We start from the raw sequence: 15,518 nt of genomic DNA on the forward strand, positions 1-15,518 counted from the left end.
GATCACACTTCTATCAGTTGATAATCCGGAGAGATTCAGCGTTATGGATCAAATGTCAGGTGCAGAGCTACCTAACCATGATTTAGAAGCCACTGGGCAACAGCAGCCAACACCACTAGAAGCGATGATGTTTCCTTTACATGGTGCGAGGTTAATTGAGGCATCCGCGGGTACGGGCAAAACCTTCACTATTGCGGGTTTATACCTGCGCCTTTTGCTTGGTCACGGCAGTGCAGAGACCAAACATCGCGTCCCGCTTACCGTTGATCAAATTCTGGTTGTGACCTTTACCGAAGCGGCGACAGCGGAGTTGCGCGATCGTATCAGGGCGAGAATCCATGATGCGCGTATCGCTTTTGCTCGCGGACAGAGTTCCGATCCAGTCATTCAGCCTTTGCTTAGTGAGTTCGACGATCACAAGCAAGCGGCGGAAATTCTTCTCCAGGCAGAGCGTCAAATGGATGAGGCTGCGGTCTACACCATTCACGGTTTTTGCCAGCGCATGCTGACACAAAATGCTTTTGAATCCGGCAGCCGATTTAATAACGAGTTCGTGACGGACGAAAGCCACCTTAAAGCTCAGGTGGTAGCTGACTATTGGCGACGTAACTTCTACCCATTGCCATTCACTTTAGCGGGGGAAATTCGTCAGTTGTGGGGTTCTCCATCTGCACTGTTGTCTGACATCAGCAATTACTTAACAGGCGCACCGTTAAGCCTTTCTGTACCTGCGATGAAAGGCAATTTGGCCGATGTTCATACTGAGAATCTGAAAAAAATTGATCAGCTGAAAGCACAATGGCGAGATAGCCAGGATGATTTTTTAGCGCTGATTTCGGATTCAGACATCAACAAACGCAGCTACACCAAAAAGTCTCTGCCGACTTGGTTAGAGGCGGTGAATGCTTGGGCTGCAACAGAAACCACAGGTTATGATTATCCTGACAAGCTGGAGAAGTTTGCGCAAAATATCCTGTCGGAAAAAACACCTAAAGGTAGTGCGCCGCAGCACGCCGTTTTTGAAGCGATTGAGGCTTTTCTTGCCAATCCTATTAGCTTAAAAGCGCCACTGCTTGCCCATGCGATTGAACACTGTCGCGTGATGTTAGCCAGCGCGAAAAATCAGAAGCAATGGCTATCTTTCGACGATTTACTGACTCAACTTTCTGCTTCTATCGATACCGATGAAAGCGAGCTACTGGCTGAGCGAATTCGCACTTTGTATCCGGTCGCGATGATTGATGAATTCCAAGATACCGACCCGCTGCAATACAGTATTTTTAGTCGTATCTATCTGAACAATCCAGAATGTGGTTTGTTTATGATCGGTGACCCGAAACAGGCGATTTATGGTTTCCGTGGCGCAGACATTTTCACTTATATTAAAGCTCGTAACCAAGTAAGTGCCCACTACACGCTAGGAACCAACTGGCGTTCAAGTGCGGATATGGTGCAGGCAGTTAACCAAGTGTTTGCCTTGCCAGACAGCCCATTTATCTATGATTCGGACATTCCTTTCTTACCCGTAAACTACAGTCCAAATGCCGATAAACGCATTTGGACTATGGGTGGTCAAAAGCAACCAGCACTGACTTATTGGTTGCAAAACGCTGAAGAAAAACCGCTGCCAAAAGGCGAATATTTAACTCGAATGGCGGAGGCAACCGCGAGCCAAATCCAAACGATTTTGACTCAGGCTCAGCTGGGGCAAGCGTGTCTGGTGAACGGTGAAAAAGTGAAAGCCGTTCAAGCTGGCGATATCGCAGTACTGGTTCGTACTGGTAGCGAAGGCCGAATGATTAAACAGGCGTTGGCAGATCAAGGCATTGCCAGCGTATATCTGTCTAACCGAGACAGTGTGTTTACCAGCTCGGTGGCTCAAGATCTGCAGCGTCTTCTGCAAGCGGTACTGACACCGGAAAATGACCGAGCGCTGCGTGCGAGTCTCGCCTCTGAACTGTTTGCATTGGATGCCGCCAGCTTGGACGCACTCAATAACGATGAAATCGTATGGGAAAATGCAGTTAATGAGTTCAAAGAATATCGCAAACTTTGGGTTCAACGTGGGGTATTACCCATGCTGCGCGCGGTGATCAGCAAGCGCCATATTGCCGAACGATTGTTAGAAGAAGGCGCGAGCTCACAAGGAGAAAATGGTGAGCGAGTACTTACCGATTTAATGCACATCGGTGAACTCCTTCAGCAAGCCAGCAACGAATTAGATAGTGATCATGGGCTGCTGCGCTGGTTAGCTCAGTCTATCAGTGATGCGGAAAATGGGTTGGGTGGTAGTGATGACCAAATCCAACGTTTGGAATCTGAGCGTAATTTGGTACAGATCGTCACTATTCACAAATCAAAAGGCTTGGAATATGAGCTTGTGTTTCTGCCGTTTGTGTTCAGTTACCGAGAAGCAAGCGAAGCCAAATACTACGACGCCGCCAATGATCGCACTGTTCTGGATATCACCGGTAACGACGCATCAATGCAGCAAGCGGACAAAGAGCGTTTAGCGGAAGACTTGCGTCTGATATATGTAGCGTTAACGCGCGCCGTGTATGCTTGCTTTATTGGCGCTTCGCCTTTGCGTAACGGACGCTCAACCAAAGAACCAACTGGTGTTCACCGCAGCGCAATCGGCTACTTGGTGCAAAATGGTCAAGAGGGCGGAATAAACGATTTGTACCAAGGTTTAAAACAGCAGCAAGATAAGCTTGATTGCGTCGCTTTAGGTGAGCCGCCACAGCAGCTCGAAGAGATGTATGTAGCGCCACAAGAAGAAGTGTGTGACCTCACAGCTAAAGAACTACAAAATCCTATCGACAGAAACTGGCGTATCACCAGTTATTCTGGTTTGGTCAAGCAGGGCTCTCATCAGACTGAACATGACGCCACCATTGAGATTACTGGCTTTGATATTGACTCTTCTGACGAGCAAGACGAAGAGAATTTGGTTGAGCCTGAGCGTTCTATTTTCACCTTCCCAAGAGGCGCGCGTCCGGGGACGTTCCTTCACAGCTTATTCGAGGAAATTGAGTTTACTCAGCCAGCCACGACGGAAGAGAATACCCAAATCATTCTCGGTTTGATGGAAAGTGAGCAGCTGGATGAAGAGTGGTTGCCCATTTTACAACAGCTGATTGATACTGTGCTTGCCACGCCATTAGACGGAAAGTCATTGCTGCTTAATCAAAAAGCGCCATCGCAGCGTTTGGTGGAGATGGAGTTTCTTCTGCCAATTGAAGTGTTGTCCGCTCCGGCGCTGAACCGTGTGATTCAAAGACATGATCCATTGTCTGCCAAAGCGGGGGATTTAGGTTTCCAGACGGTTCAAGGCATGCTCAAAGGCTTTATCGACTTGGTGTTTGAGCATCAAGGCAAGTACTACGTGCTGGACTGGAAATCGAACCACCTTGGCGACGATGTGACTCACTACCATGGTGAAGCACTAAAATCTGCGATGGCGGATCACCGCTACGATTTGCAGTATCAAATTTACGCGTTAGCGCTGCATCGCTTTTTGCGCAGTCGGCTGGCTAATTATCAATACGATCAGCATTTTGGTGGCGTGTATTACTTGTTCTTACGCGGTATGGATGGGCAAAGCGATCACGGCATATTTTCCGCTAAACCAACGTTAGAATTTTTACAAGAGATGGATCGTTTGATTGATGGTCAAGCACTGGAAACACGATCGACTCAGGCTGGGCAGATGGAGCTACTGTAATGACGACCAATAACAATCTTCCATCTAACCAAGATAACCTGTTGGTAACACTTGAACGCTTGGCACACAAAGGGGCGATTCGTCAGCTCGATTTCCAATTCGCACGTTTTCTTTATGCTCAAACTGATGGTGTGCAGAGTGAATCACAATCAGACGGTCAGGCACTGGCGTTTATCGCTGGTGTCGTCAGTAGTGAGCTTGGTAAAGGACATATCTGTTTGCCTCTCTTCGATGCGCAAGGTCAGCCGACTGATTTGGCCAGTAAGTTGGGGCTGTTCGGTGAGGCAGCGTTAACGCTCAATACTCAACTGCAAGGTATTAATTGGCCCCAATTATTGGAAAATTCCAGTTTGGTTGGCGCACAGGGAGAAGCCTTGCCGCTAATGTTCGATGGTGAGCGTTTGTATTTACATCGTTACTGGCACTATGAAGTGACTCTAGCGAAAAAGCTCAATCAGCTGGGCGCGACGGTTAGCTTGCAGCCGCAAGAATTTACGCGATTATCTGAGCTGCTTAACCATCTGTTTGCGCGTCAATATCATTTTCTTTTTAACGCGATTGCCAAAGCCACTGAAGCTGGCAATAACAACCAAGTTCTGCGTCAGCAATTGGTGTGTGACCACCTAGATGTTGTCGCAAGCGACGCGTTGGATTGGCCAGCGATTGATGCGGTGTTAAGCCAAGCCAATAACGTTCAGGACTTACAACCTCTGGATGACCTCGTGCCACTTTCTGCTTGTGTAAACTGGCAAAAAGTCGCGGCCGCAGTCGCTCTAACCCGTCGCTTTGCGGTGATTTCTGGTGGACCGGGCACCGGTAAAACGACCACGGTAACCAAATTACTTGCCGCGCTGATAGAGCAGGCCTCACAAGAGAAGAATCTAACCATCAAGCTGGTGGCTCCGACGGGTAAAGCAGCTGCACGATTAACCGAGTCAATTGGCAAAGCAGTGCAAGAGTTACCCGTTTCTCCTGAGTTAAAAGCCAAAATCCCGACTGAATCGAGCACCTTGCACCGTTTGCTGGGCGCGATCCCTAATAGCGCGGAGTTCCGTCATAACAAGCAGAATCCGCTGCATCTGGACATCTTAGTCATTGATGAAGCGTCGATGGTTGATTTACCCATGATGTACAAAGTGGTCGATGCATTGCCTAAGCATGCACGACTGATCCTGCTTGGCGATAAAGATCAGCTCGCCTCGGTAGAAGCGGGGGCAGTGTTGGGCGATATTTGCTCGTTCCATGCTTTGGGTTATGGCAAAGAGCAGGCTTCGGCTATCGCAAAGCTGACCGGCTTTGACACCTTGGCCCACAGTAGCAACAGTGCGTCCAGTATTGCGGACAGTCTGTGTATGCTGCAAAAGAGTTACCGGTTTGATGCACGATCTGGCATTGGTCAATTAGCAAAAGCGGTGAACTTGGGCTCTGCAGCTAGTGTGGACAATGTATGGGCGCGAGACTTTTCAGATATCGAACATTTTGCTCTGAGTAGCCAAAACTACAATCAGATGATGCAGACGTTAGTACAAGAATACGGTCGTTATCTGAAGCGTATTGGGCAGCAAGAGCAGGATCCAAATACTGGAGAACCTGAAACGTTAACCCGAAAAGCCAAAGCGGTGTTAGACACATTTAACCAGTGCAGACTGCTTTGTGCGATTCGCGAAGGTGACTTTGGTGTGGCTGGGATAAACCAGCGCATAGAGAAAGCACTTGCAGCACGTAAGCTGATTAAGGTGCAGGATGAGATTTGGTATCACGGCAGACCTGTGATGGTTACGCGCAATGATCACGGTTTAGGTTTGTATAACGGTGATATTGGTATTTGTATGCGGGATGACAGCGAAGAAGAGCAGCGTTTGAAAGTCTTTTTCGAACTCCCTGATGGTAGTGTTAAGTCGGTACTGCCAAGTCGAGTGCCAGAGCATGAAACGGCCTACGCCATGACAATTCATAAATCGCAGGGCAGTGAGTTTGATTACACCTTAATGATTCTGCCGCCAGATTTTAGCCCGATATTAACCCGCGAGCTGATTTACACAGGCATCACCCGAGCGAAGAAACGTTTAGCGCTTTACGCGGAGCTGAATGTGCTTAAACGAGGAATAAAGGTGAAAACAACGCGAGCCAGTGGATTGGTGCAGCGACTAGCCAACTAGAAACTAAAAGACCGAGTATGCACTCGGTCTTTTTAATCTTTATAAATCCAAAGCTAAGATTTTTGATTTGCGCTGGAAGTTGTATAAACCTTGCTTTGCTCCCGGTAAATAATCCACACCCACTTCGTAAAAGCCTTGCTCTCTGAACCAGTGCAGGCTGTGGGTCGTGAGCACAAAGATCTGATTAATGTTTTCTGACTTTGAGCGGTGCTTCATGTAATTCAGTAATAACAATCCACGGTTACCATCGCGGTAATCCGGATGAATCGCTACGCAAGCCATCTCCGCTTTGCGCTCTTCGGCGTATGGGTACAACGCGGCGCAACCAATGATGAGCCCATCTTTTTCGATGATGGTGAATTTGCCAATTTCTTGTTCCAATTGCTCGCGTGAGCGTCTTACCAGTATACCTTGCTCTTCCAGAGGGCGGATTAAGTCTAAAATTCCGCCGATGTCGTCGATGTTGGCTTGACGGACTTGCTCAGCACTGGCCATGACCACTTGCGTACCAATACCATCGAAAGAGAACAGTTCCTGAATTAAGGCACCGTCGACTTTATAACTGATCAAATGGCTGCGTGGTACGCCCGCACGACAAGCGGCAATCGAGCCTTTCAAGAAACGTAGTGTACCGGTGTAGTAGTCTGAATCTGGTGAGCTTTTTTCCGTTAAGGTTTTGATAACATGCTCTGCCTCGATAGGAAGTAGCTCAGCGACCGCATTGCCGTTGTCATCAATGACCCCTTGTTCTGAACAAAAACCGATCAGTTTGTCCGCGCCTAATTTAATCGCAAGCTGGGTGGCGACCTCTTCAGAAAGTAAGTTGAAACACTCACCCGTGACGGAGCTGGCAATTGGACCAAGCAGAACAATCGAACCTTGGTCCAGAGTGCGATTAATCGCGTCAGTATCGATGCGGCGAATCCGTCCGCTGTGGCAGTAGTCGACACCATCATCCACACCCAGAGGTTGAGCAATAATATAGTTCCCGGATACAACGCTTAGCTCTGTCCCAGCCATAGGTGTATTGTTCAGGCTCATGGATAGGCGCGCAGTAATCGCCAGCTGTAGTTGACCTGCGGCTTGCATAACTACTGACAAAGCTTCTTCATCAGTAATTCGGATGTCTTTATGGTATGGCGTAGTAAGGTTTTGTTTTACCAATAATTGGTTAATTTGCGGACGAGCGCCATAAACCACCACCACTTTAATGCCAAGGCTATGCATTAATGCAATGTCATTGATAATGTTTCCAAAGTTGTTGTGGGCGACCGCTTCTCCACCGAGCATGATCACCATGGTTTTGCCACGGTGTGCATTTACATATGGGGTTGATTGGCGGAACCCTTTAACGAGTGCGGTACTACGAATTTTCACTACAGCCATTCCTTGTGTTTATTTATGCTTAAATAATGTCTTTTTATTCATCTAATGGCAAGGTGAATTTTTTGGAATAAAGGACAAATATATGAAGAGTGGTCCTTTGGGGAATAATAGGATGAAGGATAAAATGCCTCAATCTTTCCGCTATCAGTGGTCATCACATCTTCAGCCCCAGAGAGGAATGCTACGATTACTACTCAGCCCCAATCTGACTCATCCAAAAAATCCCAACTTCGAAAAGGCGTAGAGCGCTTTCTGATGCTTATCGCAGTGGTTGGTACAATTATCGCTGGTATGTTGTACAGTGACTGGATTTCTCGTTATATCAACCCGCCTGTTGAAAAATCAATTATTTATGGCAAATGGGTAGAGCAAGAGGTCGCACCATATGCTCGTGAGGTTTTTGAGTTAAGCGAAAGAGGTGTCACCGTTAATGGTTCTACAGTTGCGACCGATTTTGACTTCGATGGAGATGCTTTGTCTTATAAGTTTGGTTCGAGTGTTCGCCGGTTTAGGTTTATTGGGCAGCAACACACGGAAATGAAGTTGGATGCTAACGTACATTATCTGCCAATTTTTCGATTGGAGAGAAGTTTCGACAGCACCTTGCGCTGAACGTGATATTCATTCCCGTTCCATTTTGGACAGCTCAAATAACGTATATTCAAACACTTTCTGGACAATTGCGTATTCGTCCCCCTGCTATCATGTTGTTAATTCGAAACTAATTGGATGGAATTACAGCATATTTAACAGTTGACCTAGTTTTGAAACACTTTGACGCGGCTTTTCAATTGCGTTGCCTGTCTTTGTTTGCCATCCTTTTGCTATCTTTTATTACGGAATAATCACGTGCTAAAACAACTTCTTCCTATTGTTACTCTAGGCCTTCTGTTTGGTTGTGCTCAGAAAAACGATCTTGCCCATCAATACATCGATGGTGAGTTTCCTCAAATTCTCAATAAAGTGGACGTGGTTGATTCGAACAAGCCTCGCGACTTTACCGAGTTCAACAAGCAAGTTGAACAGGTTTTGATTAAATCTCCCTCTATGGCGAAGATGTACCAACCGCTGTATCACAGACTGAGTGAGTGGGCTCAGCAAAGTGGCGACACCAGTGTGCTTAGCGCTTACGGTATTCAAGCTGCGCAACTAGGTGGAGGCGACAAGAAAGGCAATGTGTTGTTTACGGGATATTTCTCTCCGGTGATGGAGTTGCGTCATCAGCCAAATAACATCTTTAGATATCCAGTTTATGGTAAGCCGAATTGTTCATCTGACTGCCCGACGCGTGCCGAGATTTACGATGGTGCATTAGACGGTCAAGGTCTGGTGCTTGGCTATGCCCCAAATCGAATTGATCCTTTCATGATGGAAGTACAGGGCAGTGGCTATGTGCATTTCGAAGACGATGACACGTTGGAGTACTTTGCCTATGCAGGAAAGAACAACAAAGCCTACGTCAGTATCGGGCGAATTTTGATTGAGCGCGGTGAAGTACCGCGTGAAGAAATGTCGATGAAAGCGATTAAAGATTGGGTGATGGCTAATGATGAAGCGACCGTTCGTGAGCTGCTTGAACAGAATCCATCTTACGTGTTCTTTGCCCCTAAGTCAGAAGCGCCAGTGACTGGAGCCGCGGGCATTCCACTGTTACCAATGGCAGCAGTAGCGGGTGACCGTTCAATCTTGCCAATGGGGACGCCAGTTCTGGCAGAAGTACCATTACTTAATGCGGATGGAACATGGAGCGGAGCACATCAATTACGCATTCTGCTTGTACTCGACACAGGTGGTGCAGTGAAACGTAACCACTTGGATCTTTATCATGGTATTGGTGCAAGAGCGGGAATCGAAGCGGGTCATTACAAACACTTTGGTCGTGTTTGGAAACTTGGCTTAGAGAACACGCCAACGCAAGCGCCTTGGGCTTTATCACCAGAAAAGATACAATAGTGGATTGATAAGCGAGAGGAACGTCCTCTTGTCTAGACATTTTCTCAAAGAGTGCGTATAAATCGCACTCTTTGTTTTTCTATCGATCATCTGGATTTCAATATGCGCGAACTCGATACTCCGGCATCTGACAACTACAATCAACGTTTTGGCGGCACTCGTCGTCTTTATGGTAACAGCGAAGTCGAAATTCTTCGTGCTGCGCATGTGTGTGTGATTGGTATCGGTGGCGTTGGTTCCTGGGCGGTAGAAGCGCTGGCGAGAACTGGAATTGGCGAGCTGACGCTGATTGATATGGATGATGTGTGTGTAACGAACATTAACCGTCAAATCCACGCTATGTCTGGAACGGTTGGCCAAAGCAAAATTGAAGTGATGGCCGAACGCGTTAAGCTGATTAACCCGGAATGTAAGGTGAATCTGATTGATGATTTCATCACGCCAGACAACCAGCATGAATACTTGAGCAAAGAGTTCGATTACGTGTTGGATGCGATCGACAGCGTGAAAGCAAAAGCGTCTCTATTGGCTTACTGCCGTAGTAACAAGATTAAAGTGATCACGACGGGTGGCGCTGGTGGTCAGGTCGACCCAACACAAATTATGGTGGCGGATCTGACCAAGACGATTCAGGATCCACTGGCCAAAAAAATTAAAGACACCTTACGTCGTCATCATAACTTTCCGAAGAATCCTGCGCGTAAATTTGGCATTGACTGCGTGTTCTCTACCGAGCAGCTAAAATACCCACAAGCGGACGGTTCGGTATGTGGCGTGAAGTCTACAGCAGAAGGACCTAAGCGAATGGACTGCGCAAGCGGATTTGGCGCGGCAACCGTTGTGACAGCAACGTTTGGCTTTGTTGCGGTTTCACGCATAGTAGAAAAGCTGATTCAAAAGTATAAGAAGTAATAACAAAGAGAAGTACACATCATGACTGATTTCCCAGCTTCACCATTTGGTTCTGAGATAACAAGTGACGATATTGTCGCGACGATGCAGCAGTTTAAAGGCTGGGAAGATCGCTACCGCCAAGTTATCCAGTGGGGAAAGAAATTACCTCAAATGCCCGAAGCGCTGAAATCAGAACAAGTCACGGTGTCAGGCTGTGAAAGCTTAGTTTGGCTGGTTAGTCAGGAGCACGATGGTGTTTGGCATTTCTGTGCGGATTCTGATGCGCGTATTGTCCGTGGCTTGATTGCCCTGGTGATGGCCGCGTTTGACGGAAAAACCGCTGAGCAGATCCAAGTGTTCGACATTGATGCGTATTTTGAGCATCTCGGTTTGATTGCACACTTAAGTCCATCTCGTGGTAACGGCCTGAAAGCGATTGTTGAGCAGATCAAACAAACCGCTAAATAACAGTTTCGTTGGTTCTGAAAGGCGCTGGGTAGCGAACGTTACTCGGCGCTTTTTTATTTGGGCAAAGGGGATGGAAGAAGGACTTAAAACCATTCCACTACGTCGGCGGTTTTGGCTTTAGTTATTGTTCGTTATTGATCTCATTTCTCGGCGCACAGTCCGGTTTTACACCAATATTTGTAGTTACAATTTGTCTGCATTAGATGATAGATATATTCTTAAAGAGGTTTTTATTATCCCTTTGTAGAAGGTTTATAGGCAATTGGGTTAGTTAGTACAAATACTAGGAACCTCTCTTTTATGCGATTCTCCTTGGAACATGCGCAAGACGTGTTATCCGGAATGCCAGACCCCACTTTTATACTGAGTGAAGATGGTCTCTATATTGATGTTTTTGGTGGTATAGATAGAAACGCCTATCATGATGGCAGTAGTTTGATTGGTGAAACGCTGCATAGTGTGCTTGAAAAAGAACAAGCAGACTGGTTTATTAAGCAGATTAATCGCTGTCTGACGGAAGACAGTATTATCACCATAGAATACAAGATGTCCGCCGACAACGTTCAGGGCATTGATCCCACTACAGGGCCAAACGGATTACTCTATTATGAGGGGAAAGTATGTCCTCTTGGTATAACGTACCAAGGTCGCAGAGTCGTCCTTATCCTTACCCGCAATATTTCTAACCGTCATCAAGTTGAAACTCTTCTGCGTCACCAAAGCCAAATCGACGCTTTAACAAACATCTATAATCGCCGTGTTTTCTTCGAAAAAGTGTCCGAAGAAATCACCAAGTGCGAAGCTCAAAGTTATCAAGCCGCCTTACTGTTTTTTGATCTCGATTTCTTCAAATCTATTAATGATGAGCGAGGTCACGATGCCGGTGACTACGTCTTAGAAACGTTGGCGGAGTTAGTTTCTAGTCTTTTAACAAAAGATGAAACCTTCTCGAGAGTGGGAGGGGAAGAGTTTGCGATTATCCTGCCTGATGTTTCATTGTCTTCGGCAACAGAGATCGGCGAGGAAATTCGTTCAAATATTGAAAAAAATCAGTTTGAGTTTGAAAACGTTCAAATTCCTGTGACAGTCAGTGTTGGCGTGGTGAATATCATCGGTTATGAATCGACAAAGCGATTGTATGCAAGGGCAGACAAAGCACTCTATGCGGCAAAACGTAATGGTCGAAACTGTGTGATAACGATGGAGAGCGAATCGTAGCAACCAAATCGGTTACTACGATTTCGTGGTTTGGTTAGAGCATATCGACGGCTTTTTCTACTGCGGCGATCAGCCTGTCAACGTCTTCTAAGGTGTTATAAATTCCAAACGAGACACGTACTGTTCCTTTAACCTTTAGTGCGTCCATTAACGGGTGGGCACAATGGTGTCCGGCGCGTACTGCAATACCTTGCTGGTCGAGTAGTGTCGCAATGTCTTGGTGATGGACACCATCCATAACAAATGTCAGTACCGATGCATTAGGCTGGTAACCAAGAATGTGAATATCATCCAGCTGACTAAGCGCTTGATAGGCTTTGTTTTGTAAAGTGTGCAGGTGCGCTTCCACTTCTTGATGATCAAAACTCTGATACCAATCAATGGCTTTTGCGAGTGCGATAGCCCCAGCCACATTCGGCGTACCTGCTTCGAATTTTCCGGGTAACGCAGAAAAGGTGGTTTTTTCAAACGATACTTTCTCAACCATTTTTCCGCCACCATGCCAAGGCGGCATCGCTTCCAGTAAGGCTAACTTGCCATAAAGCACGCCAATCCCTGCTGGGGCATAGAGCTTATGTCCTGAGAATACATAAAAATCGATATCCAGCTCAGCAAGGTTTAACGGCTCATGCACGATACCTTGAGCACCATCCACCACGACAACGGCACCAAACTGATGTGCCAGTGTGGTAATTTCTTCGATAGGTTGACGTGAACCAGTGACATTAGTGATTTGTGCACACGCTACAATCTTACAGCGTTCAGACAACAGCGACTTAAATGCTTCCAAATCAAACTGACAGTTGGAAGTCATTGGCACTTTTACTACTTTTGCTCCGGTCTGCTCAGCAACAATTTGCCATGGCACGATGTTGGCGTGATGCTCCATCTCGCTGATCAATATCTCATCACCTGCTTGTAAGTTGCTACGAGCATAGGTCTGAGCGATCAAATTGAGCGCTTCTGTCGCTCCACGTGTCCAGATGATTTCTTTTGAGCTGGCTGCGCCGATAAAACGGGTGACGGTTTCACGAGCCGCTTCGAACTGGCTGGTGGCATTGGCGGTTAAGCTGTGACTGCCACGATGCACGTTAGCATTTTGAGCACTGTAATAATGACTGATAACGTCAATCACACATTGAGGCTTTTGCGTGGTTGCAGCGCTATCAAGGTAGACCAAAGGCGTGTCATTAATTGACTGATTTAAAGCGGGAAACTGCTTACGAACCGCATTGACGTCAAACATTACTCTTCACCAATTTTGTGATAGTGCAACGTCGGAATGGTCACCATAGGTTCGGCGATAGTCCACGCATGTTTTTTGCCAGAGAGTTTGATGATCACTTCCATTGCAAATTCTAACGCTGTTCCCGGCCCCTGACTGGTGATCAGATTATGGTTAATATCGATAGTCACGCGTTTGCTACGCCAGTTTGCTTCAGGAATGTGTGACTGGAAACTTGGGTGACAGGTCATTAAGGCTTTAGGGAATAGATCATGATGTTGTAGCACCAACGCTGGAGCTGCACAGATAGCCGCAACCAGTTTTCCTTCATAAATATGTTGTTTGAGGATTTCTATCATGACTGTGCTGTCGCGAAACACTTCCGAACCACCGACACCACCCGGCAGTGCAATGACATCAAACTCGTCATCGGCGATATCGACCAGTTTGCAATCCGCGGTTAGCGTGACGCCACGAGAAGCTTTCATCGTTAAAGCCCCATCGAATGCTGCACTGGCTACCGTCACGTCATATCCAGCTCGAACCATCATATCGATAATGGTCACGGCTTCCATTTCTTCGGTACCTGGAGCGATAGGTACTAAGATTTTTACACTCATTGTTCTGTCCAGCTTTTTTCTATCTGTTTAATACGTTGGTAAAGGCTGAGGTTCTCAGGCGTCTCGATATGGTGTTTCTCTGCAGTTTGCAATAAATAACCAGTAATAAAGTCGATTTCGGTGCGTCGCTGGTGGTAAACATCCTGTCTCATTGAAGAGTAATTCTCAGCGGTAGCATTGACGACTTGCATGATAACCCCGAACAAATTATCGAACTCAGTATCGAGCCCTTCTTTATTCATTACCTCAATCAATTCGCGCGTAATGTTTCGCAGCGTATCCTGAAACTCCTGCTGTGCAAGCGCGCCATTTTTGCATTGATGGATAGCGGTTAATGGATTAATTGCACAGTTGATAGCGAGTTTAGTCCACAATGCTGCATTGATATTTGGGTTCCATCCCACTTCAGGTAGGGCGTGATGCATTACTTCCTGTAAAAACTGACACTGTTCGCCCAAATTATTGAAGCCGCCTAACTGCGTGTTGCCATGACCTGTATGCAACACTTTTTGTTTGCAAGGTTTATAGGCTCCGTGAGTTGTGGTCGCTAAAACGATAGGGTTGTTTTGAAGCAATTCTGAAACGCGTTGTGCGGTTCCCATGCCGTTATGCATCAGCATCACGATTGTGTCGGGGTGGATATGTTCAAGCAGAGGAGAAATGGCTTCTTCGACTTGCCACGCCTTGACGGTCACCACAATCAAGTCAGCACTTTTTACAGAAAGAAGGTGATTATTTAGGAAAGTGTCACCGACTGAGTCATCAAGTTGCAACGAAAGCTGAGTTTCTGAACTTCTGCTCCAAAGAGACACATGATGTCCTGCTTGCTTTAATTTTATTGCCCAGAGTGAGCCGATAGCTCCAGGGCCTAAGATGACAATATTCACCAAACGCTCTCATTGAAAAGGTTTGCTGCAAGGATAATGAGGGGAAAAAGGAAAGCAAATAAAAAATGGCGCCAATGGGCGCCATTTCTGAAGAAACTTATTGGTTCTATTAGAACTTGTAAGTTACCGCTACGTAGTGACCTGCACCAGATGATTCTGGTTTGTGGCCCCACGGTAGAGCTTCGCCATCTTTGAAGCCGTATACGTCTTTGTATAGTTTTAGACCGTAACCAACCGCAAAACGGTCTGAGTGCCAGTAGATACCGTTGAACATTGCACCGCCATTAGACGCTGTAGTGTTGAACTTGTTACCTTCGTCGTCATCCATACCAAATTGGTAATCGATGTAACCTTGGTAAGAGATGAATGAACCGTTCTCGAAGAAGAAGAATGGTTTGAACCAGTTAGTAGAAACTTGGAAACCGTTCCAGTCTTTCTCATTACCAGCGTAAGTACCGTATAGGTTTAGGCCTACTTTGCCAAACCATGGAACCATTACGTCAGAACCTAGACCGATTTTTTGAGAGTTAACGTCAGAGTTACCGCCCCACTCGATTAGAGATGCAACGTAAAGCTCTTGAACAGGACCGAAAGAAAGATCTTTACCAGTTAGTGCATCCAGAGACATACGTGGAGCGAACTTCATGAAGATTTTCTCGCCGCCAGCTTTGTCGCTGCCTGGATCAGAAGCTAGGTTGAATACGTCAACGTAACCGTAAAGATCGAAAATACCAGAGCGACCACCGAATTCCATCTCTAGGTAATCGTGAGAAGATTCAGCATAACCTTTCTCGTTAAATGCACCCATCAGGTTGAACTGCATCCACTTGTAATCGTTTTTGTGGATATCGCCGTCAGAGTAATCAGCTGCCATAACTGGAGCCGAAGTAGCCGCTAGAAGGCCAAGAGCTAAAAGTGATTTACGCATAAGGGGACTCTCTATGTTTGTAATATTTCAGAATAAGCAATCTATGCTGCGTT

12 protein-coding genes are annotated in these 15,518 nt (G+C 46.5%); 7 read left to right on the plus strand and 5 right to left on the minus strand.

All coding sequences use genetic code 11. The features are described from left to right. Nucleotides 1–124: 124 nt before the first annotated feature. A complete protein-coding gene (recB, locus tag V1U08_RS15650) occupies nucleotides 125–3,727 on the plus strand; it encodes an exodeoxyribonuclease V subunit beta (protein WP_330471058.1) in 3,603 nt (1,200 codons plus the stop codon). Beyond that, nucleotides 3,727–5,886: an exodeoxyribonuclease V subunit alpha gene (recD, locus tag V1U08_RS15655; RefSeq protein WP_330470977.1), complete on the plus strand. Its 2,160-nt coding sequence runs from the start codon at nucleotides 3,727–3,729 to the stop codon at nucleotides 5,884–5,886. Before recB ends, recD begins: the two co-directional genes overlap by 1 nt. Before the next feature lie 39 nt (nucleotides 5,887–5,925). Here recD and argA read toward each other — a convergent pair whose 3' ends face one another. Continuing rightward, nucleotides 5,926–7,263: an amino-acid N-acetyltransferase gene (argA, locus tag V1U08_RS15660; protein WP_014232813.1), complete on the minus strand. Its 1,338-nt coding sequence runs from the start codon at nucleotides 7,261–7,263 to the stop codon at nucleotides 5,926–5,928. 264 nt (nucleotides 7,264–7,527) lie between these two features. Between argA and V1U08_RS15665 the strand changes: the two genes are divergently transcribed. The 5 genes from V1U08_RS15665 to V1U08_RS15685 all read left to right on the plus strand — a co-directional run bounded on the left by V1U08_RS15665 (nucleotide 7,528) and on the right by V1U08_RS15685 (nucleotide 11,805). Beyond that, nucleotides 7,528–7,884, plus strand: a complete 357-nt coding sequence (locus tag V1U08_RS15665; protein WP_020334309.1) for a DUF2850 domain-containing protein — start codon at nucleotides 7,528–7,530, stop codon at nucleotides 7,882–7,884. 237 nt (nucleotides 7,885–8,121) lie between these two features. Then, complete coding sequence (gene mltA, locus V1U08_RS15670) at nucleotides 8,122–9,225, plus strand: murein transglycosylase A (RefSeq protein ID WP_330470978.1); 1,104 nt, start codon at nucleotides 8,122–8,124, stop codon at nucleotides 9,223–9,225. A gap of 102 nt (nucleotides 9,226–9,327) precedes the next feature. Continuing rightward, entirely contained in the window at nucleotides 9,328–10,137 is an 810-nt protein-coding gene (tcdA, locus tag V1U08_RS15675; RefSeq protein WP_014232810.1) for a tRNA cyclic N6-threonylcarbamoyladenosine(37) synthase TcdA, read from the plus strand. Nucleotides 10,138–10,158: 21 nt separating this feature from the next. Then, nucleotides 10,159–10,587, plus strand: coding sequence for a cysteine desulfurase sulfur acceptor subunit CsdE (csdE, locus tag V1U08_RS15680; RefSeq protein ID WP_330470979.1), 429 nt, complete (start codon nucleotides 10,159–10,161; stop codon nucleotides 10,585–10,587). A 300-nt stretch (nucleotides 10,588–10,887) separates the two neighbouring features. After that, nucleotides 10,888–11,805 carry a sensor domain-containing diguanylate cyclase gene (locus V1U08_RS15685; protein WP_330470980.1) on the plus strand — a complete coding sequence of 306 codons (918 nt, stop codon included), beginning with the start codon at nucleotides 10,888–10,890 and terminating at the stop codon, nucleotides 11,803–11,805. A 34-nt stretch (nucleotides 11,806–11,839) separates the two neighbouring features. Here the strand turns inward: V1U08_RS15685 and csdA are convergent, their stop codons facing one another. From csdA to V1U08_RS15705, 4 genes are all read right to left on the minus strand, one after another. Next, nucleotides 11,840–13,051, minus strand: a complete 1,212-nt coding sequence (gene csdA, locus V1U08_RS15690; protein WP_239951241.1) for a cysteine desulfurase CsdA — start codon at nucleotides 13,049–13,051, stop codon at nucleotides 11,840–11,842. After that, a complete protein-coding gene (locus V1U08_RS15695; protein WP_263837333.1) occupies nucleotides 13,051–13,650 on the minus strand; it encodes a DJ-1 family glyoxalase III in 600 nt (199 codons plus the stop codon). Before V1U08_RS15695 ends, csdA begins: the two co-directional genes overlap by 1 nt. Further along, nucleotides 13,647–14,537 (minus strand): 2-dehydropantoate 2-reductase, encoded by an 891-nt coding sequence (panE, locus tag V1U08_RS15700; protein ID WP_330470981.1) that lies wholly within the window; start codon nucleotides 14,535–14,537, stop codon nucleotides 13,647–13,649. The genes V1U08_RS15695 and panE overlap by 4 nt, the downstream gene beginning before the upstream one ends. Nucleotides 14,538–14,646: 109 nt before the next feature. Beyond that, entirely contained in the window at nucleotides 14,647–15,465 is an 819-nt protein-coding gene (locus V1U08_RS15705) for a nucleoside-specific channel-forming Tsx family protein (RefSeq protein WP_020334302.1), read from the minus strand. Nucleotides 15,466–15,518: the final 53 nt, after the last annotated feature.

Origin of the sequence: Vibrio sp. YYF0003 (assembly GCF_036350715.1) — a bacterium.
GTDB classification, from domain to species: Bacteria; Pseudomonadota; Gammaproteobacteria; order Enterobacterales; family Vibrionaceae; genus Vibrio; species Vibrio natriegens.

What these genes read in the sequence shown, in the direction of transcription:
- recB (WP_330471058.1), top strand. Translation starts at nt 125, where the DNA reads ATGATGTTTCCTTTACATGGTGCGAGGTTAATTGAGGCATCCGCGGGT.
- recD (WP_330470977.1), top strand. Translation starts at nt 3,727, where the DNA reads ATGACGACCAATAACAATCTTCCATCTAACCAAGATAACCTGTTGGTA.
- V1U08_RS15665 (WP_020334309.1), top strand. Translation starts at nt 7,528, where the DNA reads ATGCTTATCGCAGTGGTTGGTACAATTATCGCTGGTATGTTGTACAGT.
- tcdA (WP_014232810.1), top strand. Translation starts at nt 9,328, where the DNA reads ATGCGCGAACTCGATACTCCGGCATCTGACAACTACAATCAACGTTTT.
- csdE (WP_330470979.1), top strand. Translation starts at nt 10,159, where the DNA reads ATGACTGATTTCCCAGCTTCACCATTTGGTTCTGAGATAACAAGTGAC.
- V1U08_RS15685 (WP_330470980.1), top strand. Translation starts at nt 10,888, where the DNA reads ATGCGATTCTCCTTGGAACATGCGCAAGACGTGTTATCCGGAATGCCA.
- csdA (WP_239951241.1), bottom strand. Translation starts at nt 13,051, where the DNA reads ATGTTTGACGTCAATGCGGTTCGTAAGCAGTTTCCCGCTTTAAATCAG.
- V1U08_RS15695 (WP_263837333.1), bottom strand. Translation starts at nt 13,650, where the DNA reads ATGAGTGTAAAAATCTTAGTACCTATCGCTCCAGGTACCGAAGAAATG.
- V1U08_RS15705 (WP_020334302.1), bottom strand. Translation starts at nt 15,465, where the DNA reads ATGCGTAAATCACTTTTAGCTCTTGGCCTTCTAGCGGCTACTTCGGCT.